Here is a 21,235-nt window from a genome sequence, read left to right on the forward strand (position 1 = left end):
CGAATGTCAGAGAGTAAATCCGAGTTCGACGTCGCGGCCGTTGTCGATGCGCTAGACGTCGGCGTGATCGTGCTTGACGAGCGCCAAGGCGTGGTCGGCTGGAACGAGTGGATCGCCCGGGTCAGCCGCAAGCCGCTGCCGGCCGTGCTCGGCAAAAATCTGATCGAGCTGTTTCCCAATCTGGCCAGCACACGGCTGCCGTCGGTGATCGCCGATTGCCTGCAGACCGGCAGTTCCAGCATCCTCACCCATTCGCTCAACAAGCTGTTGCCGTTGCACGGCGAGGGCGGCGAAGAACTGCTGCACAATATCGTGGTGCGTCCGGTGTGGTCGAACGGCGCGCCGCGCTGCATGCTGCAGGTCAATGACGTCAGCGTGCCGGTGGCCCGCGAGCGGGTGCTGCGCGAACGGCAGAACGCGCGCTACCACGCCATCGTCGATTCCGCGCCCGACGCTATCATCACCATCGGGCTCGACCACAATATCCAATGGGCCAACGGCGCCGCCGAACAGGTGTTCGGCTATGAGCTGTCCGAGCTTTTGGACCAGAAGCTCGACGTGCTGCTGCAGCACGACGACGGGCTGGCGCAGGCGTTCGTCGATCTGCAGCACTCGAACTCCTGCACCGTGCAGGTCAACGGCCGGCGCAAGGACGGCGAATTGTGCCAGTTCGACGTCTCGCTCGGCCGCTGGAAGGCCGACGAGCGGGTGTTCATCACCACGATCTGGCGCGACGTCACCGAGCGCACCACCGCGGAAGCCGCGTTACGCGACAGCGAGGGCCGCCACCGGGCGCTGCTCGAGGCGTTGCCGCAGCTGGTGTGGACCTGCGATCAGCACGGCGAATGCGACTACTTCAATCCGCAATGGCAGGCCTATACCGGCGCGCCGTCCGGCGAGCACCTCGGCTCCGGCTGGCTCAAGGCGATCCACCGCGAGGATACGCCGGGGTTCATCGAGTCGTGGAAATCCGCCTTGGCCGATGGCGGGGTGTTCGACGTCGACGTCCGGCTGTGCCGCCACGACGGCACCAATCGCTGGTTCAAGATGCGCTCGATCCCGGTATTGGAGCCAGGCGGCAACATCAGCCGCTGGTTCGGCACCGCGACCGACATCACCGATCACGTCGAGGCGCGCGAAGCGCTGCGCCGTAGCAACGAGGAGCTCGAGGCGCTGGTGCAGGAGCGCACCCGCGAGCGCGAGCTGGCGCTCAACCAGCTGCACGAAGCCCAGAAGATGGAGACCATCGGCCAGCTCACCGGCGGCGTCGCGCACGACTTCAACAATCTGCTCGCGGTGATCCTCGGCAGCCTCTCGCTGCTGAAGAAATGGCTGCCGGACGATCCGCGCACCTCGCGGCTGCTCGACGGCGCGCTGCAGGGCGCCGAACGCGGCGCCACGCTGACCAAGCGGCTGTTGGCGTTCGCGCGGCGCCAGGAGCTGAAGCTCGAAGCCGTCGAGATCCAGAAGCTGATCCCCGACATGATGGACTTCCTGCGCCAGTCGCTGGGGCCGAACATCAATATCAGCATCGACATTCCGCCCGAGGTCGAGCCGGTCAAGATCGACGCCAACCAGCTCGAACTGGCGCTGATGAATCTGGCGGTGAACGCCCGCGACGCGATGCCGGCCGGCGGCGCGCTGGTGATCACCTGCCGCAACGACGCGGCCGCGACCAATCCACGGCCGAGTGCGCTGCCGGACGGCGACTATGTCTGCATCAGCGTCGCCGACACCGGCGAGGGGATGGACCAGGCGACGCTGGCGAAGGCGATGGAGCCGTTCTTCACCACCAAGGGATTGGGCAAGGGCACCGGGCTCGGGCTGTCGATGGTGCAGGGCCTCACCGTGCAATCCGGCGGCGCGCTGACCATGACCAGCGACGTCGGCAAGGGCACCGTGGTCAATCTGTGGCTGCCGCAGGCGCGCCGCGAAGACATGGTGGCGCCGGTGGCCGGACTGGCGCCGCTCAGCAGCGGCGCGGTCAGCAAACAATTGCGCATCCTCTTGGTCGACGACGATCCGTTGGTGCGGATGAACACCGCCTATCTGTTGATGGATCTCGGCCACAGCGTGATGGAGGCGCAGTCCGGCGCGCAGGCGCTGCAGCTTTTGGACTCCGACGCCCGCTTCGACGTGCTGCTGACCGACTACGCGATGCCGGGGATGACCGGGCTCGACCTCGCGATCCGGGTGAAGGTCTTGAAGCCGAAGCTGCCGATCGTGCTGGCGACCGGCTATGCCGAATTGCCGCCGGACGCGCTGCTCGGCTTCCCGCGGCTCGGCAAGCCCTACACCCAGGACCAGCTGGCGGAATCGCTCGAAGCCGCGATCCGCGACCGGGTGAATTGACGCGATTGCTGTCGATGCGCTCTGCAATTATCCGCGGCCATTCCGCTGCGGCTGCGAAATAATCAAACGTCATTCCGGGGCGCGAGCAGCGAAGCTGCGAGTGAACCCGGAATCCAGTACTCACCGCCCTGGAATACTGGATTCCGGGTTCGCTCGGCCTTTCGGCCTCGCGCCCCGGAATGACGTAGTTTGTAACGTAGTCTTGTAATGGAAGCGTGCCCCGTACGCAGTGCAGCGCGCCGCACGTGCGGCGTGGTGCGCTGCAGATCCGGGGCCGTTACGACGGCAGCGCCTGGAACGGTCCCGGCTCGCGCAGCAGCGTAAGAACGCTGCTCGCGTCCGGGACACGAGGTCCCAGCGCGGCCGGGTGCGACCAGCTCACAACGAGCGTCCTACCCCTCGCCATGCGCGGCCTTGACCGCGGCGCGGTCGATCGCGCCGGTGGTGGTTTTCGGCAGGCTCGTGACGAACACCACGTGTTTCGGCTTCTTGAACCGCGCGATCTGCCCGGCGACGAAATCGGCCACGTCCGCGGCGCTGGGCTTTGCGCCGTCGCGGCAGACGCAGACCGCCTTGATCGCTTCGCTCCATTGCGGATCCGGCACCCCGATCACCACCACCTCGGCGATGCCGGGATGGGCGCGGATCGCGGCCTCCACCTCGGCCGGATAGACGTTCTCGCCGCCGGTCTTGATCAGATCCTTTTCCGGCGCGCGGCCGGCGTACCACAGGTAGCCGTCGGAATCGAAGCGGCCCATATCGCCGGTGTGATGCCAGCCGTTGCGCAGCGCGTGCGCGGTGGCGGCCTCGTTATTCCAGTAGCCTTTGAACACCGTCGGGCCGCGCAGCACGATCTCGCCGACCTCGCCCGCGGGCAACGGCGTGTCGTCGGCATCGACCACCGCGAGCGATCGCCAGAACAACGGCCGGCCGGCGGATTTCGGCCGCGCGCGATACGGCGACAACGTGGCGAGGCCGGACGTTTCGGATTGCCCATAGGTCGACCAGAACCGTGCGTTCGGACACATCGCCTCGAACCGTTCGATGGTTTCCGGGCTGTCGAGGCCGGTGACGGCGCGCAGGCTGGCGAGCTGATCGCTGCCGGCGTGATCCAGAATATTCGCCAGCATCGGCGCGAACGACGCCAGCAACGTCACCCGTTCCGCGGCGATGTCGCGCGCGGCCTGCGCCGGATCGAACTTCGCGGCGATTAAGCTTGCGCCGCCGGCCTGCTGCGCGGTCAGCATCAGGCCAAGGCCTGTGACGTGGAACAGCGGCAGCACGCCGAGATTGACGTCATGCTCGCTCAAGCCGAACGCCTCGATCAGCGAGCTCTGCGCGATCAACAGATTGTGCTGCGACAACAGCGCGCCGCGCGGCCTCCCGCCGACCGCGGCGGTGTGAATGATAACGAAGCCGGCGTCGCCGTCGACGTCGTGCTCCGGCGCGTCGTCGTCGCCGTCGCTGAGCTCGGCGAACGCCGCGAACGGCGGAGCGGCCTCGCCGATGATGAAGCAGCGCCGCAGCGAAGGTAGCGACGGCAGTAGCGGTGCGACGATCGCCTGATAATCCGGACCGACGATCAGCACGACCGGCGCGCCGTCGGCCAGCACGAAGCCGATCTCCTCGGCGTTGAGCCGGACATTCACCGGCAGCAGGATGGCGCCGAGCCAGGCCACCGCGCCGATCAGATCGATCATCTCCAGCGCGTTCTGCGACAAAATCGCGACACGGTCGCCGGGCCCGACGCCTTGGCGGGCGAGGCCCGCCGCCAGCCGGGTCACGCGGGCGAGATAGTCGCGATGGCTGACGCGGCGGCCGTCGACCACGAAGGCGGTGCGCTGCGGGACCAGCGCGGCATTGCGCCGGTAGACGTCCGCCAATGTGAAGTGGTTGAGGGTCATGGCCGAATTCCGTTCGCTGCGGGGCGCTCAGTATTGCCGAGCCGGCCGCGCGCTCCAACCGGCTTTCGCCGCGTCATCGTGGCCGGCCTGCCGGGCCAGAAACCCGGTCATTCACGGAACATAGCCGAAGCTGCCGAGTTCACATGCCAGCTTTCCAACAACACGGAGTCCACCCATGGCCCAGGCCGATCCTCGATCCTTGGAAGAGATACGCCGCGACGCCGAGCGCGCACGGGCCGGCCTCACCGCGACGGTCGATCAGTTGAAGACCACCGTCACCGATACCGCGCAGGATTTCCGCGATCGGTACTCGCCCGACGCCATCAAGGCCGAAGTCTCCGGCTACATCAAGAGCCGCGGCGAGCAGATGCTCGACAGCGTCACCGACGCGGTCCGCAATAACCCGCTGCAGGCGTTGGCGATCGGCGCCACCGTGGCGGTGCCGCTGCTGCGCGTGGTGCGTAGCATCCCGGCGCCGGTGCTGATGGTCGGCGCCGGGCTGTATCTGGCCGGCACCAAGCGCGGCCAGGACGTCGCGCGCCAGGCCAATGACGCGGCAATGGATATGGCCGGCGACCTCAGCCGCCGCGCCCGCGACTTCGGCGGCGACGTCAGCGAGGCGGCGGTGGCCGCGCGCGACTACGCCGCCGATCGCTACGCCGCAGCCAGCGAAGCCGTTGCTGTCGGCACCGAGCAGCTCAAGGGCAAGGCCGCGGAACTCGGCGCGACGATTTCGTCGGGCGTCGACGGCTTGCGTCGGCAGGCTCACGATGCGCGCGATCGGATCTCCGATGAAGTCACGGAGTTGTCCGAGACCGGGGCGCGCAATGCGACGGACGTCGCCGGCTCGGTGCGTGACACCGCCTCGAGCGTGCGCGATGCCGCGGCCTCGATGCGGGAGACCGCCGCCGAAGCCGCAGCGCGGTTGCGCCAGAGCGCGTCCGCCTCGGTGGATGCCGGCCGCGACGCCGCCGCGATGGCGCGCGACCGCGCCGCAGATCTGGCGCGGCAAGCCGCCCGCGCCGGTGATCGTGCCCGCAATACGCTGATGGACACCGCGACGCAGAATCCGTTGCTGGTGGCCGGCATCGGCCTGCTGCTCGGCGGGCTGATCGCGTCGGCATTGCCGCGCACGCGGATCGAAGACCGGATGGTCGGTGGCACCGCCCGCGGCCTCAAGGAGCGGGCGCGCGACGTCGCGACGCAGAGCGTCGAAGGCCTGAAGGAAGCGGTGAGCGGCGCCTATCAGGAAGTCGCCAACGCCGCCGACGACGAAGGGCTGAACTCCGACGGCGTGACCGGGGCCGCCAAGGATATCGGCCAGCGGGTGCGCAAGGTCGCGGATGCCGCCACCAACGCGATCGACATGCCGTCGCACAACAAACATTGAACCAGACACACTCAACAGATATCCGGGAAGGAAAAACAATGGTTGAGCCGATCAAGACCACGCCGTCGAACTCCAGCGTTGGCAATTCGACCAAGTCGGCCGCGCCGCAGAGCCTGCGCGGCGTGACCGAGCAGACCGTGGCCGCCGGCCGCGATCTCAAGGAAGCCGGCAAGGAAGCTGGCCGCGAGATCAAGGAGAAGGCGGTCGACTTCAAGGACAAGGTCAGCGACCTCGCCGGCGCGTCGGCCGAAACCATCAAGCATCAGGCCGCCGAATTCACCGAAGCGGCGAAGGATTTCGCCTCGCAGGCCGGCGACAAGATCAAGGAGCGCGTGCACGACCAGCAGGGCGTCGGCGCCGACTATGTCGGCAATCTCGCCGAGACCATGCGCCGCGCCGCGCGCGAATTCGACCACGACCTGCCGTTCGCAGCGAGCTACATCCGCAAGGCCGCCTCCAAGGTCGAAGGCGTCTCCGACAGCGTTCGCAACGGCGACCTGCAGGATCTGATCGCAGGTGCGCAATCCTTCGCGCGCCGCCAGCCGACCGCGTTCCTCGGGCTCGCGGTGCTCGCCGGCTTCGGTGCGGTGCGCTTCCTGAAGAGCTCCGGCAGCGCCGCGGACGACAACCACAGCTCGACCTCGGGTCAGCGCGGCACCCAGCAGCGCGCGACCGCGGGCGGCCAGAACAGGGGGAATCGCGATGAGTTCACCAGCTAATCGCTCGATCCCCGAGCTGTTCAGCGACGCCTTCGATCAACTGTCGAAGCTGCTGAGCAACGAGATCGACCTCGCGCGTGCCGAATTTTCGCAGAAGCTCGGTCAGGTTGCCCGGGCCGGCGCGATGATCGGTGCTGGCGCGGTAATCCTGATGCCGGCGCTCGTGCTGCTGCTGTTGGCGGTGGCGTCGGGTCTGACGGAGGCCGGCTTCACCCCGACGATGTCGTATCTGATGACCGGCGGCGGTGCGGTGGTGATCGCGCTGATCCTGGTGAGCATCGGCGTCAACCGGCTGTCCGGCGATGCGCTGAAGCCCACCGTCATGTTGCAGGAAATTGAGCGCGACAAGCTCGCCGCCAAGGAGATGGTCCAATGAGCACGAACTCGTCCTACGAAACCATGGGGGCGGATTTCGTCCGCAACCTCGGCCAGGCGGTGCGCCGCAATCCGGTGTCGACCGCGCTGATCGGCATGGGCGTGCTGTGGCTGATCAGTGGCGGCAAGACCACCGATGCCGCGCAGCGCCTCGCTCGCCGCAGCGGCCTCGACCGCTTGCCCGACGCCGCCGCCGACGCGTTGTCGTCCGGTCGTTCCGCGGTTCAAAGCCGGGTCAACGCACTCGGCGGGCAACTGTCCGACGTCGGCGAGAGCGCCGGCGCGATGGTCGGCAACGTCGCCCATACAGTCCGCGACACCGCCTCGGATGCGATCGACCGCGCCTCGCGGCTCGGCTCCGACGTGGCCGGGTCGGCCTCCGACTTCGCGCACGCCACATCGGAGCGCTCGGCCGACCTGTTCGCTTCGGCGCGAAACCGCTTGAGCGACATGCTGGAAGAACAGCCGCTGTTGCTCGGCGCGGTCGGCCTTGCGATCGGTGCCGGCATCGCGGCGTCGCTGCCGACCACCAAGCTCGAAGCCGAATATTTCGGCGAGACCAGCGACGAATTGAAGGCCCGCGCGGCCGAGTTCGTCGGCGAGCAGGGCGGACGGGTGCAGGAACTCGCCCACAACGCGCTGGAAGCGGTCGGTGACGAAGCCCAGCGCCAGGGTCTCACCCCGGAGCAGCTGAAAGCCGAAGCCGGCAATGTCGGCGACAAGCTGAAGCGCGTTGCGGACACCGCCGGCAGCCGCATCCAGTCGGCGGAGCAACGCTGATCATGGCTGACGATCCAGATTCCGGCACCAAGCACGATCAGCAAAAGAGCGGGACCGACAAGCCATGGCAAGAGCCCGGCCAGAGCGCGCAGAGCCCCAATCAGAAGCCGACCAAACCGGACCTGGAGCATTGGCAGGAGTCCGAGACCCACTAATCGACCATCCGCCGCTGCACGCAGCGGCGGATGACACCACCTCGCCGCAGATCTCGCAGGGGCCGGCGTCGCTGCGGTCCTGGACCGCCTGGAAATCCATCCTCATCACGCTCTATCACCGCACCAACGACGACCGGCTGTTGGCGGTCGCCGCCGGGACGGTGTTCTACGGTCTGCTGGCGCTGTTTCCGGCGACCACCGCGCTGGTGTCGTCCTACGCGCTGTTCTCCGACGGCAATACGATCAATCAGCATCTGTCGCTGCTCGCCGGCGTGGCGCCGGAGGGCGCGTTCTCGATCGTGCAGGACCAGGTCGGCCGGGTGCTGGCCAAGGGCGAGGTCAAGCTCGGCGCTGCGTTCCTGTTCAGCATGGCGCTGGCGCTGTGGAGCGCCAATGGCGGCATGAAGGCGATCATCGATTCCCTCAACGTGGTCTATGGCGAACAGGAGAAGCGCGGCTTCTTCAAGCTCAACGCGGTGTCGTTGGCGTTTACGCTCGGCAGCCTCGCCGCGGTGCTGGCGGCGATCGGGCTCGTGGTCGCCGCACCGATCGTGCTGTCGATGGTCGGCCTCGGGCCGATCGCCGATGCGCTGATCCGCTACGGGCGCTGGCCGGCGCTGGCGATCCTGGTGCTGCTCGGGCTCGCGGTGCTGTATCGCTACGGCCCGAGCCTCACCGCGCCGCAATGGCGCTGGGTGTCCCCCGGTAGCATCGCCGCGACGCTGAGCTGGCTCGCCGGCTCCGCGGTGCTGTCCTATTACCTGGCGAATTTCGCCAATTACGACGCCACCTATGGCTCGCTCGGCGCTGCGATCGGCCTGATGGTGTGGATGTGGATGACCACCATCGTGGTGCTGCTGGGCGCGCAATTGAATTCCGCGATCGACAAGCAGCTCGGCGAGCCCGGCGCGCGCGGCACTCCGTCGTCCGACACCAGCCAAGACCCGCAATCGGCCGGTCAGCACAGCTAGGATTCCCGCTCATGACTGCGCCGGCCCACGACGACGTCGACTGCCTGATTGTCGGCGGAGGCCCTGCGGGGCTGACCGCCGCGATCTATCTTGCGCGCTATCGTCGCCGCATCCTGCTGGTCGACGACGGCTGCAGCCGCGCGGCATGGATCCCCGAGAGCCACAATTATCCGGGCTTTCCCGACGGCGTCTCCGGCAAGGGCTTGCTGGCCAATCTGCGCAAACAGGCCGAGCACTATCAGGTGCCGACGCTCGCCGATCGGGTCACCGAGCTTGCGCGCGACGGTGACGGCTTCATCGCGCGCACGGGCACGCGCAGCATCAGTGCGCGCATCGTGCTGCTCGCCACCGGCATCGTCGACGCGATGCCGAGCCTGCCGGGGCACGACGCCGCGGTGCAGGACGGCAGCGTACGCTATTGTCCGGTGTGCGACGGCTACGAGGTCACCGACCAACGCGTCGGCGTGCTCGGTCACGGCGACGACGCCGCTGCGAAAGCGATTTTTCTGCGCAGCTATTCGAAGGACGTCACGCTGCTGAACATCGACGGCAGCGTCGCCTCGCCGGAATGCCGCGACGGACTGGACAAGGCCGGCGTCGTGGTCGCCGGGCCGGTGACCGGGCTGGAGCGCGCCGACAAAGGCGTCCGCGCGCTGCTGGCGGAAGGATCGCTGGCACCATTCGACGTGGTGTATCCGGCGCTCGGCTGCGAGGTGCGCTCCGATCTCGCCACGCGGCTCGGCGCTGCGACCAACGACGTCGGCTGCCTCAAGGTGGATGATCATCAACGCACCACGGTGCCCGGCATCTATGCCGCCGGCGACGTGGTGTCGGATCTGCACCAGATCGCGGTCGGCACCGGCCATGCGGCGATCGCTGCGACGCATATTCACAAGATGCTGGCGCACAATTTTCGCTGAGGCGGCGGCGCCGCCGCTCGGCCGCGCGGGCGTCGCCCCACGCACCGCCGTCATCCTGAGGAACCCGGCGAAGCGCGTAGCGCGAAGCCGGGTGTCTCGAAGGATGGGCTGCGAGGTCGTGGGCGTGCTACGGGCTCGCGGCCGCATCCTTCGAGGCCCTCGCTACGCTCGGGCGCCTCAGGATGACGACGTTGAAAGTGTAGTTAGCACATGCGCGCGAGCGATCTCGATCAAATGGTTGCTTGCTAGATGGCCGCGTCCAGAAGAACTCACCGCCTGATGAAGTCCGACAGCGTGCGCGCCGAGCGGATGAAGGCCAGCGCGGCCGGATGGTCGATGCCGTCGCGATGCGCCAGCGCCACCTCGGAGGGGCGGATGCCGTCCAGATCGCGGATCACCACGTTGGGCAGCCGATAGTTCTGCAGCGAAGCCGGCGCGATGGCGATGCCGACGCCGGCGGAGACCAGCGAGATCAGCGAATACATGTCGGTGGCCTCGTGGGTGGCGGCGGGCCTGATCCCGGCCTGCTGCATCACCAGCGCCAGCGTCGCGGCGAAGCCCGGCGCGTTCAGCTTGGAGTAGGTGACGAATTCGGCGCCGTCGAGATCCTGCAGCGCGAGCGGCGATCGCGAGGCCAACGGATGCGGCGCCGGCAGAAACAGCTTGTAGGGCTCCTCGTGCACCAGAATGGTGGTCAGCCCGCGCGGGTCGCGCAGCGGAATCCGCAAGAACCCGATATCGAGTTCGCCGCTGCACAGCAGCTTGACCTGCGCGGCGGTGAGATGATGGCGCAGGTCGAGCTCGACGTTGGGCGCCTGCTTGCGAAACTCGGTGACCAGTTGCGGGATGACGTAAGCCGCGGCGGTCGAGATGAAGCCGATCCGCAAGCGCCCGATCTGGCCGGCGGCGGCCTGCCGCGCCCGCTCCACGGCGCGGCTGCCGAGCGCGAGAATCTTGCGCGCTTCCTCGCGATACAGCGTACCCGCATAGGTCAGCGTGGTCTTCTTGTGCGAGCGCTCGAATAGATCGACGCCGAGTTCGCGCTCGAGCTTTTCGATCTGGGTGCTGAGCGCCGGTTGGCTGAGATGCAGGCGTTCGGCGGCGCGGGTGAAGTGCAGCGTCTCCGCCACCTCGAGAAAGCACCGCAATTGGCTGGATTCCATGTCGTGCTCCTGATCCTGTTCGCATCGAAGGGCGGGCGCCTCAGTCGTGCGCCGCCAGCTCCGCGGTCTCGGCTTCGGTTTCGCGGCGGGTGCGCAACGCCAGATCGATGAACAGCCGGCAGGCCGGGCGGCTGTCGTCGCGGCGGAAGGCCAGCCCGATCTCGGCGGGCGGCAGCCAGCCCGCTTCGCGCAGCACCACGCCGGGCAGGTTGTAGTTGCGCGCCGAGATCGGCGCCACCGCGACGCCGATCCCGGCGGCGACCAGCGCCACCAGCGTGTACATCTCGCCGACCTCCTGGGCGATGGTCGGATTGATGCCGTTGCTGTTCAGCGTGCGCATGATCAGGTCGTGATAGCCCGGCGCGTTGTGCCGCGAATACATGATGAACGGCGCGTTGTGCAGGTCGCGCGGCCGGATCGAACTCTGCTTCGCCAGCGGATGCTCCGCCGGCAGCAGCAGCACGTGGCGTTCCTTGTAGACGCTGGCGATCTCCAGGCGATGCTGCGTCATCAGCGGCAAGCGCAGGAAGGCGATGTCGAGCGCCGCGGATTCGATCAGCGCCAACAGGTCGATGTTGATGCGGTTCTGCAGGCTGAGTTCGACCTGCGGGTGGATGCGGCGAAACTCGCTGATCAGCCGCGGCATGAAGCGCGCGGTGGTGGCGGTCGAGATGAAGCCGATCTTCAGATAGTTGAGGATGCCGGTGGAGGCGCGGCGCACCCGCTCGGTGGCCTGCTCGGCGGTCGCCAGCATCTCGGTGATGTCGGCGCGGAAGATCTCGCCGGCGTAGGTCAATTTGGTCTCGTGGCGGTCGCGCGCCAGCAGCGGCACGCCGATCTCGTCCTCCAGCGCCTGCATCGCCAGCGTCAGCGCCGGCTGGGTGACGCCGAGTTTCTCGGCGGCGCGGCGGAAATGCAGATCCTCCGCGAGCGCCAGAAAGGCTTGGATCTGTCGGATCTTCATGGCTGCAAACCTCCGGCGGAGCGTGTTCCACCTCTGCTATGGAACTTTAGCGTGTATTTTTACAATTCTCAAAACTTATCACAAGAAGCAGGAATTGAAATCACAGCGACAATGCGTCGCTGCAGCGGCGCAATTTGAGTGGTGCGCGGCGGAAGTTCGCCAAATGATCATCGCCAAATCTAATCACTGATCTCAGAAAATACGATTTCTCAATTGGCTGTGAGGGGCGCAGGTTCCCGCCGTCATCAGTTGCGCGGCGCAGTCGGTGCAGGTCGCGCAATCCTTCCAATGGAGAGATCAACGATGGACGTCGCAACAAGCGAAGTGGCCGGGGCTCGGTCCTGGTCAACACGGCGCGAAGGCAAACAGCGTCGCATGGCACTCGTCAGCCCGTGGATGAACGGCAAATTCCTGCCGCAAAAAAAGATCGTCGAAGCGCTCGAGACGCTGCTGGTCCCGGGCGACCGGGTGGTGATCGAGAGCGTGCAGAAGCAGGCGGATTTCCTGTCCCGCTCGCTCGCCAAGGTGAACCCGAAGAAGATTCATGACCTCAAGGCGGTGATCTGGGCGATCGCGCGGCCGGACCACATGGAGATCTTCGAACAGGGCATCGCCAGCGAAGTCGACTTCAGCTTCGCCGGTCCGCAGAGCCTGCGGCTGGCGCAGATGCTGGAAGACGGCCAGATCAAGGTCAATTCGATCAACACCTATGTCGAGCTGTCGGCGCGGATGTTCGTCGACCTGATCCCGAATGCGGTGCTGGTCTGCGCCGACATGGCCGACCGCGAGGGCAACCTCTACACCGGCGCCAACACCGAAGACACGCCGTCGATGGTGGAAGCCGCGGCGTTCCGCGACGGCATCGTCATCGTCCAGGTCAACCAGATCGTCGACAAGCTGCCGCGCGTCGACATTCCCGGCGGCTGGATCGACGTCATCGTCGAGGGCGATCGCCCCTACGCCAAGGAGCCGATCCAGACCCGCGACCCGAAGGACATCAAGGAGCTGCAGATCCTCACCGCGATGATGGTGATCCGCGGCGTCTATGAGCGGCATCAGGTGACTTCGCTCAACCACGGCGTCGGCTTCGACACCGCGGCGATCGAACTGCTGCTGCCGACCTATGGCGGCAAGCTCGGCCTCAAGGGCAAGATCTGCCGCAACTGGATCCTCAACCCGCAACCGACCCTGATCCCGGCGATCGAGAGCGGCTGGGTGGAGAGCGTGCACTCGTTCGGCAACGAAGACGGCATGGAGAAGTACGTCGCGGCGCGCCCCGACATCTACTTCACCGGGCCGGACGGCAGCCTGCGCTCCAACCGGGTGTTCTGCCAGCTCGCCGGCCACTACGCGGTCGACCTGTTCGCAGGCTCCACGCTGCAGATCGACGCCGAGGGCAACTCCTCGACGGTGACCAAGGGCCGCATCGCCGGCTTCGGCGGCGCTCCCAACCTCGGCAGCGACGCGCGCGGCCGTCGTCATCCCTCGGCGGCCTGGCTGTCGCTGATCACTTCCGACGACGCCATCGTGCGCGGCCGCAAGCTGTGCGTGCAGGTGGTCGAGACCTTCAAGGCCGGCGGCGTGCCGCTGTTCGTTGAAACGCTCGACGCGGTGCAGGTCGGCAAGGACGCCAAGCTGCCGATCGCGCCGGTGATGATCTACGGCGACGACGTCAGCCACGTCGCCACCGAGGAAGGCATCGCCTACCTCTACAAGGCCGACGGCATGGAGGAGCGCCGCGCCGCGGTCGCGGCGATTGCCGGCGTCACCAAGGTCGGCCTGAAGTCCACCGCCAAGCAGGTCAAGGCGCTGCGCGAAAAGGGCGTGGTGGCTTATCCGGAAGATCTCGGCGTGCGTCGTTCCGACGCCAACCGCTCGTTGCTGTCGGCGCGCAGCATGAAGGATCTGGTGACCTGGTCCGGTGGACTGTACGAGCCGCCGGCCCGCTTCAGGAGCTGGTGATGCAGTCAGCTCTTGCACAACCTGCGCTGCAGGCAAGGAGACGCGAGGTGTCGTCGTTCGCGGCCTCGATCTCGGCCCTGCCGACGCGGATCGCCACCCTGGCGGTGGAGTCGCTGATCGCAGAAGCCAGCCTGACGCCCAAGCCAGGGCTGGTCGACAGTCGCGGACCCGGCGCTCATGCCGACCTCGACATCGCGCTGATGCATCGCTCGGCCCGCTCGCTGTTTCCCTGTTTCAGGGAGATGGCCCGCGCGGTCACCGGGATGACGCCGAGCCGGCAAGTACGTGAAAAGCTTGCCGCGATCGGTCGGGACGGCGAAGCCGCGATGTTCGCGGCGACCGGCGGGGTAAACACCCATAAGGGTGGGATCTGGTCGCTCGGCCTGCTGACGGCGGGGGCAGTGATGTCATCCCGTCCCGGCGATGCCGTGGAGATCGCGTCGATCGCCGGCAGCATCGCCCGGCACAGCGACAGCCGGATGCCGAGCGATGCTACCAACGGCAGTCGGGTGGTCGAGCGCTACGGCGTGCCCGGCGCCCGCGGGGAAGCCCAGGACGGCTTTCCTCACGTCGTCGGCGTCGGCTTGCCGGCGCTGCGGCAGGCCCGCTCACGCGGCGTCGGCGAGACCTTCGCCAGACTCGACGCGCTGCTGTCGATCATGGCGAAGCTCGACGACACCTGCCTGCTGCACCGCGGCGGTCCCAAGGCCCTCGATACGGCGAAGTCCGGCGCTGCCGAGATCCTGCGGCTGGGCGGCACTTCGACCCAAGCTGGGCTCGATGCCCTCGATCAGTTGGACATCGACCTGCTCGAACTGAACGCATCTCCAGGTGGCAGCGGAGATCTGTTCGCCGCCACCCTGTTCCTGGACTCACTCAATCAACTGTCGTCGGGCCTGCCTGTCGACCTCGATCAAAACGGAGATTTTTCGCAATGGAAATCCTGAACTTCGAATTCCCTTCATCGAAGGTGAAAGCGCGACGCGCCCACGTCGGCGTGGTCGGGTCGGGCGATCTTGAGATCCTGATGGAGCCGTCGGTGGACGGCGAGACCCGCGTCACCATCCAGACCAGCGTCGCCGGCTTCGTCGACACTTGGAAAGCGGTCGTCGAGCGCTTTCTGCAGCAGCATCCGGAAGCTGCAAACATCGAAATCCACGATTTCGGCGCCACTCCGGGAACGGTGGCGCTGCGTCTCCAGCAGGCCGTCGAGGTGAGCAAGTCATGACCTTCGAAATCACACTTTCCGACGAAGTGCTCGCGCTCAGCGCGCGCCGCAGCTACATCGAGCTCAACGCCCGCGCGCGCGCTCTTCAGCTGCTCGATGACGGCACCTTCCACGAATTGCTCGGTCCGTTCGACCGGGTGGAATCGCCCTGGCTGCCGATGCAAGGCATCGTCACCCAATCCGACGACGGCTGCGTCGTCGCCAAGGGCAAGATCGACGGCCAGCCGGCCGTGGTGATCGCCATGGAGGGCAAATTCCAGGGCGGTTCGATCGGCGAAGTCTGCGGCATGAAAATGGCCGAAGCCTTCCGCCTCGCCCGGCTCGACAACGAGAAGGGGATTCCGACCCGCGCGGTGTTGTCGCTGGAAAGCGGCGGCGTGCGGCTGCAGGAAGCCAACATGGGCGAATTGGTGATCGCCGAGATCTACGCGGAGATGGTTGCCCTGCGCAAGCACACCCCGCTGATCGTGGTGATCACCGGGCCGACCGGCTGCTTCGGCGGCATGTCGCTCGCCGCAGGTCTCGCCTCCTACGTGGTGATGACGCGGCAGGCCCGCCTCAGCATGAACGGCCCCGAGGTCATCGAGCTGGAAGCCGGAAAGGACGAGTTCGTCGCCGCCGACAAGCCGTTCGTCTGGAGCGTCAACGGCGGCGCGCAACGCTTCGCCACCGACTTTGCCGACGTGCTGCTCGAGGACGATGCCGACGCGGTGACCCAGGCGGTGACCGAGCTGTTCCGCAAGGGCCAGCCCGCGCAGCTGCGGACCGACAAGTACGAACTCTTCATCAAACGCCTGAAGTTCTTGGACCCAGCCAAGCAATGGGTCGCCGAAGACATCCGTAACGCATGGAAGGCAGTAGCGAAATGACCGATCCCCTGAACAATCGCGGCCGCAAGTGGTTCGAGGCCCTGACCGGCAGCGACGGCAAGGTCGAGGGCAATCCCGGCTCGCTGATGGTGGCCGAGGCCACGCTCGGCGGCGAGAAGGCGGTGTTCGTCGGCGTCGCGCCCGACGCCAATGCGCGCTTCCCGCGCACCGGCCACACCGAGGTCGGGCTCGAAGAAGGCTGGTACGGCACCAAGAATCTGCGTGCCGTGATCGAAGCCGACAAGAACGGTCCGAAGCGCCCGATCATCACGGTGTGCGACTCCAAGAGCCAGGCCTATGGCCGCCGCGAGGAGTTGTTCGGCATCCACGTCGCCGCCGCCGCGATCATTGCCGCCTACGCCGATGCCCGCGCCGCCGGCCATCCGGTGATCGCGCTGATCGTCGGCCGTTGCGTGTCGGGCTCGTTCCTGGCGCTCGCCGGGCAAGCCAGCCGGATGATCGCGTTCGACGATCCGGAAGTGCTGATCCACGCGATGTACAAGGATGCCGCCGCGCGCATCACCAAGCGCAGCGTCGCCGAACTCGACAAGCTCGGCGAGACCATCGTGCCGATGGCCTACGACATCGGCTCGTTCAACAAGCTCGGCGGTCTGCACAAGCTGTTGAAGATCGCCGATCCGGACACCCCGGCGCCGGCCAGCCTCGAGCAGGTGAAAGCGACGCTGATCGAAGCGATCGCCGACGCCCGCAAGTCGCCGCGCAATCTCGACGCAAGGTTGGAGTCGGACGGCGCCAAGGCGTTCCGCAAGGCCTCGCTCAAGGTGCGTCAGATGATGACCGAGCAGTGGGCAGCCTGCTGACACCGCCAACGCGCTCGCCCGGGATCAGCCCGGGCGAGCGCAGCTTCCCCCCGCGTTCAAAAGACGCGCTCGCGTCTGACGTGCATCATGTCCGATCCCCGCATCCCGCACCCGCTCCGTCCGCATGATCTCGTGTGGATCGACGAACCGCGGACCCTCATTTCAGAGACGCCGACGCCGGCCTGGGTGTTCGCCGCGCTCGACTCCGAGCCCGTCGCGGTGGTGCGTCGCGGCCGTGCCGCCGAGGGGCTGATCCCGGTCGGGATTCGCGGCGCCGCGCGCAACGAACGATTTGCCGGCGCGGTGTCGCTAGGCTCAGTGACCAAGCGGGTCGAACCCGGCGATCTGCTGATCGATCGCCATGAGCCGACCGCGGCGCGCTTCGCCACGATCCCGGCGCTGCGCGGCTTTCTTGCCGTCGAAGTGGCCCTCGCCGGGCTGGCCTGGCCGTGGGGGCCGGTCGGTAGCGTCGGTTTCGAACTTGCGACCGGGCGGCCGACCGCGACGGTGTCGAGCGATCTCGATCTCGTCGTCTACGCCGAACAGCCGATCGCCGAGCAGGTCGGCCGCGAGTTGCTGCGCACCGTCGATGCGGTCGACGGCACAGCCGACATCCAGGTCGAGACCCCGCAGGGGTGTTTCTCGCTCCGCGAATATTGCAACGGCCGCTCGCTGCTGCGGCGGCTGAAGACTTGCGACGGATCACGCCTGGTCCGCGACCCGTGGCGCATCACCGAAGGAGACTTGCAATGAGCATCGCCTTTCTATTTCCCGGCCAAGGATCGCAGCGCCCCGGCATGCTGCACGAATTGCCGGCGCACCCCAACGTCGCGCTGACGCTCGACGAAGCGAGCCAGTTGCTCGGCCGCAACGTGCTCGAGCTCGACGAAGAAAAGATTCTCGAATCCACGGTGTCGACCCAGGTGGCGATCTACGTCGCCGGCGTCGCGATGGCGCGGGCGCTCGCCGCGGAGGGGGCGTTACCCAGCGCCGTCGCCGGTCTCTCGGTGGGCGCCTACGCCGCGGCGACCGCGTGCGGCGCGCTGGCATTCCGCGACGGGCTGCGCCTCGTGCATCTGCGCGCCTCGCTGATGGAGCAGCAATTCACCACGGGCTACGGGCTCGCCGCCATCGTCGGCCTCGACGAGGAGCAGGTCTCAGCGCTGGTCGCCAAGGCCACCACCGAGGAATTCCCGGTCTATGTCGGCAACCTCAACGCGCCGCGGCAGATCGTCGTCGCCGGCGCGCTGCCCGGCGTCGACCGCGTGGTTGAATTGGCGCTGGCGACCGGCTGCAAGAAGGCCGAGCGGCTCGCCGTCAAGGTGCCGTCGCACTGCCCGCTGTTGCAAAACGTCGCCGACGTGCTGGTCGACAAATTGAAGACGCTCGAACCGGGCACGGTGCGCGCGCAATACATGACCAACCGCCGGGCGCGGCCGACCCGGGTGCTCGACCGCATCCGCGAGGACTTCGCCACCAACATCGCGCATCCGGTGCGCTGGCACGACTCCACGCAGGTGCTGGTCGAACTCGGCACCACGCTGTTCGTCGAGATGAACCCCGGCACGGTGCTGTCGAAGCTGACCGCCGAAGCCTTCCCGCAAGTGACGTCGATCGCCATGGCCTCGACGCCGCTCGACAACGCGGCGCGGCAGATCCGCGACGCCATGGAGGTGCTCGACTGACCCCTCCCGCATCACCGGCTCGCTGAGCTTTCCAACCTCCCATTTTCGCACATCAAACACCCCCAACGGAGACTGACATGGCCATATTCGAATCCCTCAGCGGGGTTTTCAGCTGCATGCTGATGATCCTGCTTGGTTACTATCTGACGCAGATCAAATGGTTCAACAAGGAAGTTGGCCAGCTGTTTTCCAAGTTCGCGATGACGGTGACGATCCCGCTCTACATGATCGTCTCGATGATGAAGTCCTATAAGAAAGAGGACCTCTTGCAGCTCGGCGTCGCGGTGATCGTGCCGCTGTGCTCGATGCTGACGCTGTGGCTGATCGGCGTCGTCGTCTCCAAGCTGTTCAAGGTCCCTGAATATCGCCGCGGCGCGTTCCGCGCGATGTTCTTCGTCTCCAACAGCGCCTTCATCGGCTTCCCGGTGAACATCGCGCTGTTCGGCGACAAGGCGCTGCCGATCGCGGTGATGTACTATCTGGTGCAGTCGCTGCTGTTCTGGACCATCGGCGCCTACGGCCTCAGCCTCGACGGGCCGAAATTCGCCCGCCTCGAAGGCGGCGAGAACGCCGACGTCACGGTGCCGAAGGTGCTCAGCCTGAAGACCATCAAGAACATCATGTCGCCGCCGTTGATCGGCGCCGTGGTCGCCATCTCGCTGATCCTGCTCAGCATCAAGCTGCCGACCTTCGCCACCAGCACGATGACCTATCTCGGCAGCATGACCACGCCGCTGGCGATGTTGTTCATCGGCATCGCGATCTACATCGCCAATCTGCGAAGCGTTCGGATCACCTGGGACATGGGCATCCTGATCGGCGCGCGCTTCCTGATCGCTCCGGCGGTGACCGTCTTGGCCTGCTATCTGTTCGAAGTGCCGAGCTTCATGCGCAACGTGCTGATCATCGAATCCTCGATGCCGGTGATGACCCAGGTCTCGATCGCGGCGCGGGCCTACAAGGCCGACGCCAACTACGTAGCGGTGATGACCGCGCTCACCACGGTGCTGGCGCTGTTCACCATCCCGGCCTACTTCATCCTGCTGACATTCGGCATTCTCTGACGACCAAAGAAAGGTCGGCGCCCACGGCGCCGGCCTTTTCGGCTTTCCAACACTCAAGACGTCCGGCCCTGGTGTCGCCTTGGCGGATCAAAGGGCTCGGATCCCGCGCATCACCAAGAACCTTCTAGGAGAAGCAAGTGACTGAACAAGCAACGGCTCTCCGACCGACTCACTGGAGTAAATCGATCTTCTCGGCGCCGAATGTGGTCCTCGGTCTGCTGTGTATTCTGTATTTCTCGGCCTATGTCGATCGCGTCAACATCAGCACCACCGCCGGCATGATGCGCAAGGAATTCGGCATCAGCAACGTCGAGATGGGCGTGGTGTTCTCGGCCTTCGCCTACCCCTACGTGCTGTTCATGGTGTTCGGCGGCTGGCTCGCCGATCGCTTCGGCGCCCGGCGGGTGTTGATGGTCTGCGTCAGCGTTGCGGCGGTGGCGACGTTCTGCACCAGCCTCGTCAGCGGCGTGGTCGGCCTGTTCATGTGCCGGCTGCTGCTCGGCTTCGGCGAGAGCGTGATGTTTCCCTCCGCCACCCGCGGCATGCAGGCCTGGATTCCCTCCGACCGCTACGGCTTCGTGCAGGGCATCACCCATTCGTTCTCGCGGCTCGGCAACGCGGTGACGCCGCCGATCGTCGCCGCGCTGGTGATCCTGTGGGGCTGGCGCGGCTCGTTCGCCGTGATGGGCGTGATGACGCTCGCCTGGGTCGGCTTCTGGGTCTATTACTACCGCGACGATCCGCGCGACCATCCGAAGATCCGCCCCGAGGACCTGATCGGCCTGCCCGAGCGCGCGCCCGCCAAGGCCCGCAAGATCCCGTGGCTGCGGCTCGGCTGGCGGATGGCGCCGGTGACCTTCACCTACTTCTGCTACGGCTGGTCGGCCTGGGTCTATCTGAATTGGCTGCCGTCGTTCTTCTTCGAAGGCCAGGGCTTCGACCTGAAGAAGTCCGCGGCGTTCGCCTCCGGCGTGTTCTTCGCCGGCGTGGTCGGCGACACCGTCGGCGGGCTGATGAGCGACGCGGTGAAGCGGCGCACCGGCAACGTCAAGCTGGCGAGGCTGTCGGTGCTGTGGATCGGCATGCTGGGATCCGCGGTGTGCCTGACCGCCATGATGTATCTGCACGACATCATGTGGATCAGCCTGGCGCTGGCCGCCGGATTCTTCTTCCTCGAGCTGGTGATTGCGCCGGCCTGGGCGGTTCCGATGGACATCGCCCCGCAATATGCCGGCACCGCCAGCGCGATGATGAACATCGGATTCGCGGTGGCGGGCATCCTGTCGTCGGTCAGCTTCGGCTGGATCCTCGATCTCACCGGCAACTGGTATCTGCCATTCCTGTGTTCGATCGGGCTGATGCTGGCCGGCACGATGACCAGCCTGCTGATGCATCCCGAACGACCCTTCATCGACGAACCTGCCTGAACTCCTCGCTGCGGGGCGCGATCACCCTCGACGGGGATCGCGCCCCGCAGCCGAGCCGACCCCGAAGAGGCCCGCTATGTTGCCGTCACCGTCAAAGCATCTGCAAAAATTCCTGACCGTGCTTGGGATCGGGAGCTCCACCGAAGCCGGCCGACCGCGTTGGACGATGCGCACCTATATCGATGCGTTGGAAGCGCCCGGAGAAGGTGACGCGGATCGCGTCGCCGCGGCCGACTCCGACCACACCGTGATCGATCTGGTCCGCTCGGTCGTCGCGGCGCAGCCACGGGCCTCGGCCGCGGCGCACACGGACAAGACCGCGCGCGCGGTCGAGCGCGCCGAGCGAACCCGTGCGCTGCAGGCCAGACTGCGCGAGCAGTTCGACGAGGTGTCGCAGCGCTCTCTCTCGCGCGCCGATCGACGCCGCGGCCAGCGACGCTATCGGCTGGAAGGCGTCTCCTGATGGGCAGCCTGATGAGCCTGGCC

Annotated in this window: 21 protein-coding genes; 18 read left to right on the forward strand and 3 right to left on the reverse strand. The window is 66.6% G+C overall.

Annotated features, from left to right (window positions below; translation table 11 throughout):
* Positions 1–3 precede the first annotated feature (3 nt).
* On the forward strand, positions 4–2,352 hold the full coding sequence (locus HNR60_RS04685) for a hybrid sensor histidine kinase/response regulator (RefSeq protein WP_184254811.1): 2,349 nt from the start codon (positions 4–6) through the stop codon (positions 2,350–2,352).
* Positions 2,353–2,744: 392 nt separating this feature from the next.
* On the opposite strand, the gene HNR60_RS04690 is transcribed toward HNR60_RS04685, so the two are convergent.
* Positions 2,745–4,256, reverse strand: coding sequence for an AMP-binding protein (locus tag HNR60_RS04690; RefSeq protein ID WP_184254813.1), 1,512 nt, complete (start codon positions 4,254–4,256; stop codon positions 2,745–2,747).
* A 175-nt stretch (positions 4,257–4,431) separates the two neighbouring features.
* On the opposite strand from HNR60_RS04690, the gene HNR60_RS04695 reads away from it, so the two are divergent.
* From HNR60_RS04695 to HNR60_RS04720, 7 genes are read left to right on the forward strand one after another with little or no spacing between them, the layout of a single operon-like run.
* Complete coding sequence (locus HNR60_RS04695; RefSeq protein ID WP_184254815.1) at positions 4,432–5,646, forward strand: hypothetical protein; 1,215 nt, start codon at positions 4,432–4,434, stop codon at positions 5,644–5,646.
* 38 nt (positions 5,647–5,684) lie between these two features.
* Positions 5,685–6,365 (forward strand): YtxH domain-containing protein, encoded by a 681-nt coding sequence (locus HNR60_RS04700; RefSeq protein WP_184254817.1) that lies wholly within the window; start codon positions 5,685–5,687, stop codon positions 6,363–6,365.
* Positions 6,349–6,741: a phage holin family protein gene (locus HNR60_RS04705; RefSeq protein ID WP_184254819.1), complete on the forward strand. Its 393-nt coding sequence runs from the start codon at positions 6,349–6,351 to the stop codon at positions 6,739–6,741. Before HNR60_RS04700 ends, HNR60_RS04705 begins: the two co-directional genes overlap by 17 nt.
* Positions 6,738–7,520 (forward strand): hypothetical protein, encoded by a 783-nt coding sequence (locus tag HNR60_RS04710; RefSeq protein ID WP_184254821.1) that lies wholly within the window; start codon positions 6,738–6,740, stop codon positions 7,518–7,520. Before HNR60_RS04705 ends, HNR60_RS04710 begins: the two co-directional genes overlap by 4 nt.
* Positions 7,521–7,522: 2 nt before the next feature.
* Complete coding sequence (locus HNR60_RS24070) at positions 7,523–7,675, forward strand: hypothetical protein (RefSeq protein ID WP_246432807.1); 153 nt, start codon at positions 7,523–7,525, stop codon at positions 7,673–7,675.
* Positions 7,651–8,646: a YihY/virulence factor BrkB family protein gene (locus HNR60_RS04715; protein ID WP_246432808.1), complete on the forward strand. Its 996-nt coding sequence runs from the start codon at positions 7,651–7,653 to the stop codon at positions 8,644–8,646. Before HNR60_RS24070 ends, HNR60_RS04715 begins: the two co-directional genes overlap by 25 nt.
* 11 nt (positions 8,647–8,657) lie before the next feature.
* Positions 8,658–9,566, forward strand: a complete 909-nt coding sequence (locus tag HNR60_RS04720; protein WP_184254825.1) for an NAD(P)/FAD-dependent oxidoreductase — start codon at positions 8,658–8,660, stop codon at positions 9,564–9,566.
* Between the two features lie 269 nt (positions 9,567–9,835).
* Here the strand turns inward: HNR60_RS04720 and HNR60_RS04725 are convergent, their stop codons facing one another.
* Positions 9,836–10,729, reverse strand: a complete 894-nt coding sequence (locus HNR60_RS04725; protein WP_184254827.1) for a LysR family transcriptional regulator — start codon at positions 10,727–10,729, stop codon at positions 9,836–9,838.
* A 40-nt stretch (positions 10,730–10,769) separates the two neighbouring features.
* On the reverse strand, positions 10,770–11,693 hold the full coding sequence (locus HNR60_RS04730) for a LysR family transcriptional regulator (protein WP_184254829.1): 924 nt from the start codon (positions 11,691–11,693) through the stop codon (positions 10,770–10,772).
* Positions 11,694–11,996: 303 nt separating this feature from the next.
* On the opposite strand from HNR60_RS04730, the gene mdcA reads away from it, so the two are divergent.
* The 10 genes from mdcA (at position 11,997) to HNR60_RS04780 (ending at position 21,212) form a co-directional block, all read left to right on the forward strand.
* Positions 11,997–13,655, forward strand: a complete 1,659-nt coding sequence (gene mdcA, locus HNR60_RS04735) for a malonate decarboxylase subunit alpha (protein WP_184254831.1) — start codon at positions 11,997–11,999, stop codon at positions 13,653–13,655.
* The gene (locus HNR60_RS04740) at positions 13,655–14,602 is read left to right on the forward strand and encodes a triphosphoribosyl-dephospho-CoA synthase (protein ID WP_184254833.1); all 948 of its coding nucleotides are present in this window, start codon (positions 13,655–13,657) and stop codon (positions 14,600–14,602) included. Before mdcA ends, HNR60_RS04740 begins: the two co-directional genes overlap by 1 nt.
* Entirely contained in the window at positions 14,590–14,883 is a 294-nt protein-coding gene (locus HNR60_RS04745; RefSeq protein ID WP_184254835.1) for a malonate decarboxylase subunit delta, read from the forward strand. Before HNR60_RS04740 ends, HNR60_RS04745 begins: the two co-directional genes overlap by 13 nt.
* Positions 14,880–15,752: a biotin-independent malonate decarboxylase subunit beta gene (gene mdcD / locus HNR60_RS04750; protein ID WP_184254838.1), complete on the forward strand. Its 873-nt coding sequence runs from the start codon at positions 14,880–14,882 to the stop codon at positions 15,750–15,752. The genes HNR60_RS04745 and mdcD overlap by 4 nt, the downstream gene beginning before the upstream one ends.
* A complete protein-coding gene (mdcE, locus tag HNR60_RS04755; protein WP_184254840.1) occupies positions 15,749–16,573 on the forward strand; it encodes a biotin-independent malonate decarboxylase subunit gamma in 825 nt (274 codons plus the stop codon). Before mdcD ends, mdcE begins: the two co-directional genes overlap by 4 nt.
* 87 nt (positions 16,574–16,660) lie before the next feature.
* On the forward strand, positions 16,661–17,326 hold the full coding sequence (locus HNR60_RS04760; RefSeq protein WP_184254842.1) for a malonate decarboxylase holo-ACP synthase: 666 nt from the start codon (positions 16,661–16,663) through the stop codon (positions 17,324–17,326).
* On the forward strand, positions 17,323–18,258 hold the full coding sequence (gene mdcH, locus HNR60_RS04765) for a malonate decarboxylase subunit epsilon (protein ID WP_184254844.1): 936 nt from the start codon (positions 17,323–17,325) through the stop codon (positions 18,256–18,258). Before HNR60_RS04760 ends, mdcH begins: the two co-directional genes overlap by 4 nt.
* Before the next feature lie 77 nt (positions 18,259–18,335).
* On the forward strand, positions 18,336–19,322 hold the full coding sequence (locus HNR60_RS04770) for an AEC family transporter (protein WP_184254846.1): 987 nt from the start codon (positions 18,336–18,338) through the stop codon (positions 19,320–19,322).
* Positions 19,323–19,459: 137 nt separating this feature from the next.
* The gene (locus HNR60_RS04775; RefSeq protein ID WP_347339306.1) at positions 19,460–20,749 is read left to right on the forward strand and encodes an MFS transporter; all 1,290 of its coding nucleotides are present in this window, start codon (positions 19,460–19,462) and stop codon (positions 20,747–20,749) included.
* Between the two features lie 166 nt (positions 20,750–20,915).
* Positions 20,916–21,212 carry a hypothetical protein gene (locus HNR60_RS04780; RefSeq protein WP_184254848.1) on the forward strand — a complete coding sequence of 99 codons (297 nt, stop codon included), beginning with the start codon at positions 20,916–20,918 and terminating at the stop codon, positions 21,210–21,212.
* The last annotated feature ends 23 nt before the right edge of the window (positions 21,213–21,235 follow it).

Origin of the sequence: Rhodopseudomonas rhenobacensis, assembly GCF_014203125.1 — a bacterium.
Taxonomy (GTDB): Bacteria; Pseudomonadota; Alphaproteobacteria; order Rhizobiales; family Xanthobacteraceae; genus Rhodopseudomonas_A; species Rhodopseudomonas_A rhenobacensis.

Excerpts from the sequence above, each read along its gene's own strand:
- HNR60_RS04685 (WP_184254811.1), top strand. The coding sequence starts at position 4 with ATGTCAGAGAGTAAATCCGAGTTCGACGTCGCGGCCGTTGTCGATGCG.
- HNR60_RS04690 (WP_184254813.1), bottom strand. The coding sequence starts at position 4,256 with ATGACCCTCAACCACTTCACATTGGCGGACGTCTACCGGCGCAATGCC.
- HNR60_RS04695 (WP_184254815.1), top strand. The coding sequence starts at position 4,432 with ATGGCCCAGGCCGATCCTCGATCCTTGGAAGAGATACGCCGCGACGCC.
- HNR60_RS04700 (WP_184254817.1), top strand. The coding sequence starts at position 5,685 with ATGGTTGAGCCGATCAAGACCACGCCGTCGAACTCCAGCGTTGGCAAT.
- HNR60_RS04705 (WP_184254819.1), top strand. The coding sequence starts at position 6,349 with ATGAGTTCACCAGCTAATCGCTCGATCCCCGAGCTGTTCAGCGACGCC.
- HNR60_RS04710 (WP_184254821.1), top strand. The coding sequence starts at position 6,738 with ATGAGCACGAACTCGTCCTACGAAACCATGGGGGCGGATTTCGTCCGC.
- HNR60_RS24070 (WP_246432807.1), top strand. The coding sequence starts at position 7,523 with ATGGCTGACGATCCAGATTCCGGCACCAAGCACGATCAGCAAAAGAGC.
- HNR60_RS04720 (WP_184254825.1), top strand. The coding sequence starts at position 8,658 with ATGACTGCGCCGGCCCACGACGACGTCGACTGCCTGATTGTCGGCGGA.
- HNR60_RS04725 (WP_184254827.1), bottom strand. The coding sequence starts at position 10,729 with ATGGAATCCAGCCAATTGCGGTGCTTTCTCGAGGTGGCGGAGACGCTG.
- HNR60_RS04730 (WP_184254829.1), bottom strand. The coding sequence starts at position 11,693 with ATGAAGATCCGACAGATCCAAGCCTTTCTGGCGCTCGCGGAGGATCTG.
- mdcA (WP_184254831.1), top strand. The coding sequence starts at position 11,997 with ATGGACGTCGCAACAAGCGAAGTGGCCGGGGCTCGGTCCTGGTCAACA.
- HNR60_RS04740 (WP_184254833.1), top strand. The coding sequence starts at position 13,655 with ATGCAGTCAGCTCTTGCACAACCTGCGCTGCAGGCAAGGAGACGCGAG.
- HNR60_RS04745 (WP_184254835.1), top strand. The coding sequence starts at position 14,590 with ATGGAAATCCTGAACTTCGAATTCCCTTCATCGAAGGTGAAAGCGCGA.
- mdcD (WP_184254838.1), top strand. The coding sequence starts at position 14,880 with ATGACCTTCGAAATCACACTTTCCGACGAAGTGCTCGCGCTCAGCGCG.
- mdcE (WP_184254840.1), top strand. The coding sequence starts at position 15,749 with ATGACCGATCCCCTGAACAATCGCGGCCGCAAGTGGTTCGAGGCCCTG.
- HNR60_RS04760 (WP_184254842.1), top strand. The coding sequence starts at position 16,661 with ATGTCCGATCCCCGCATCCCGCACCCGCTCCGTCCGCATGATCTCGTG.
- mdcH (WP_184254844.1), top strand. The coding sequence starts at position 17,323 with ATGAGCATCGCCTTTCTATTTCCCGGCCAAGGATCGCAGCGCCCCGGC.
- HNR60_RS04770 (WP_184254846.1), top strand. The coding sequence starts at position 18,336 with ATGGCCATATTCGAATCCCTCAGCGGGGTTTTCAGCTGCATGCTGATG.
- HNR60_RS04780 (WP_184254848.1), top strand. The coding sequence starts at position 20,916 with ATGCGCACCTATATCGATGCGTTGGAAGCGCCCGGAGAAGGTGACGCG.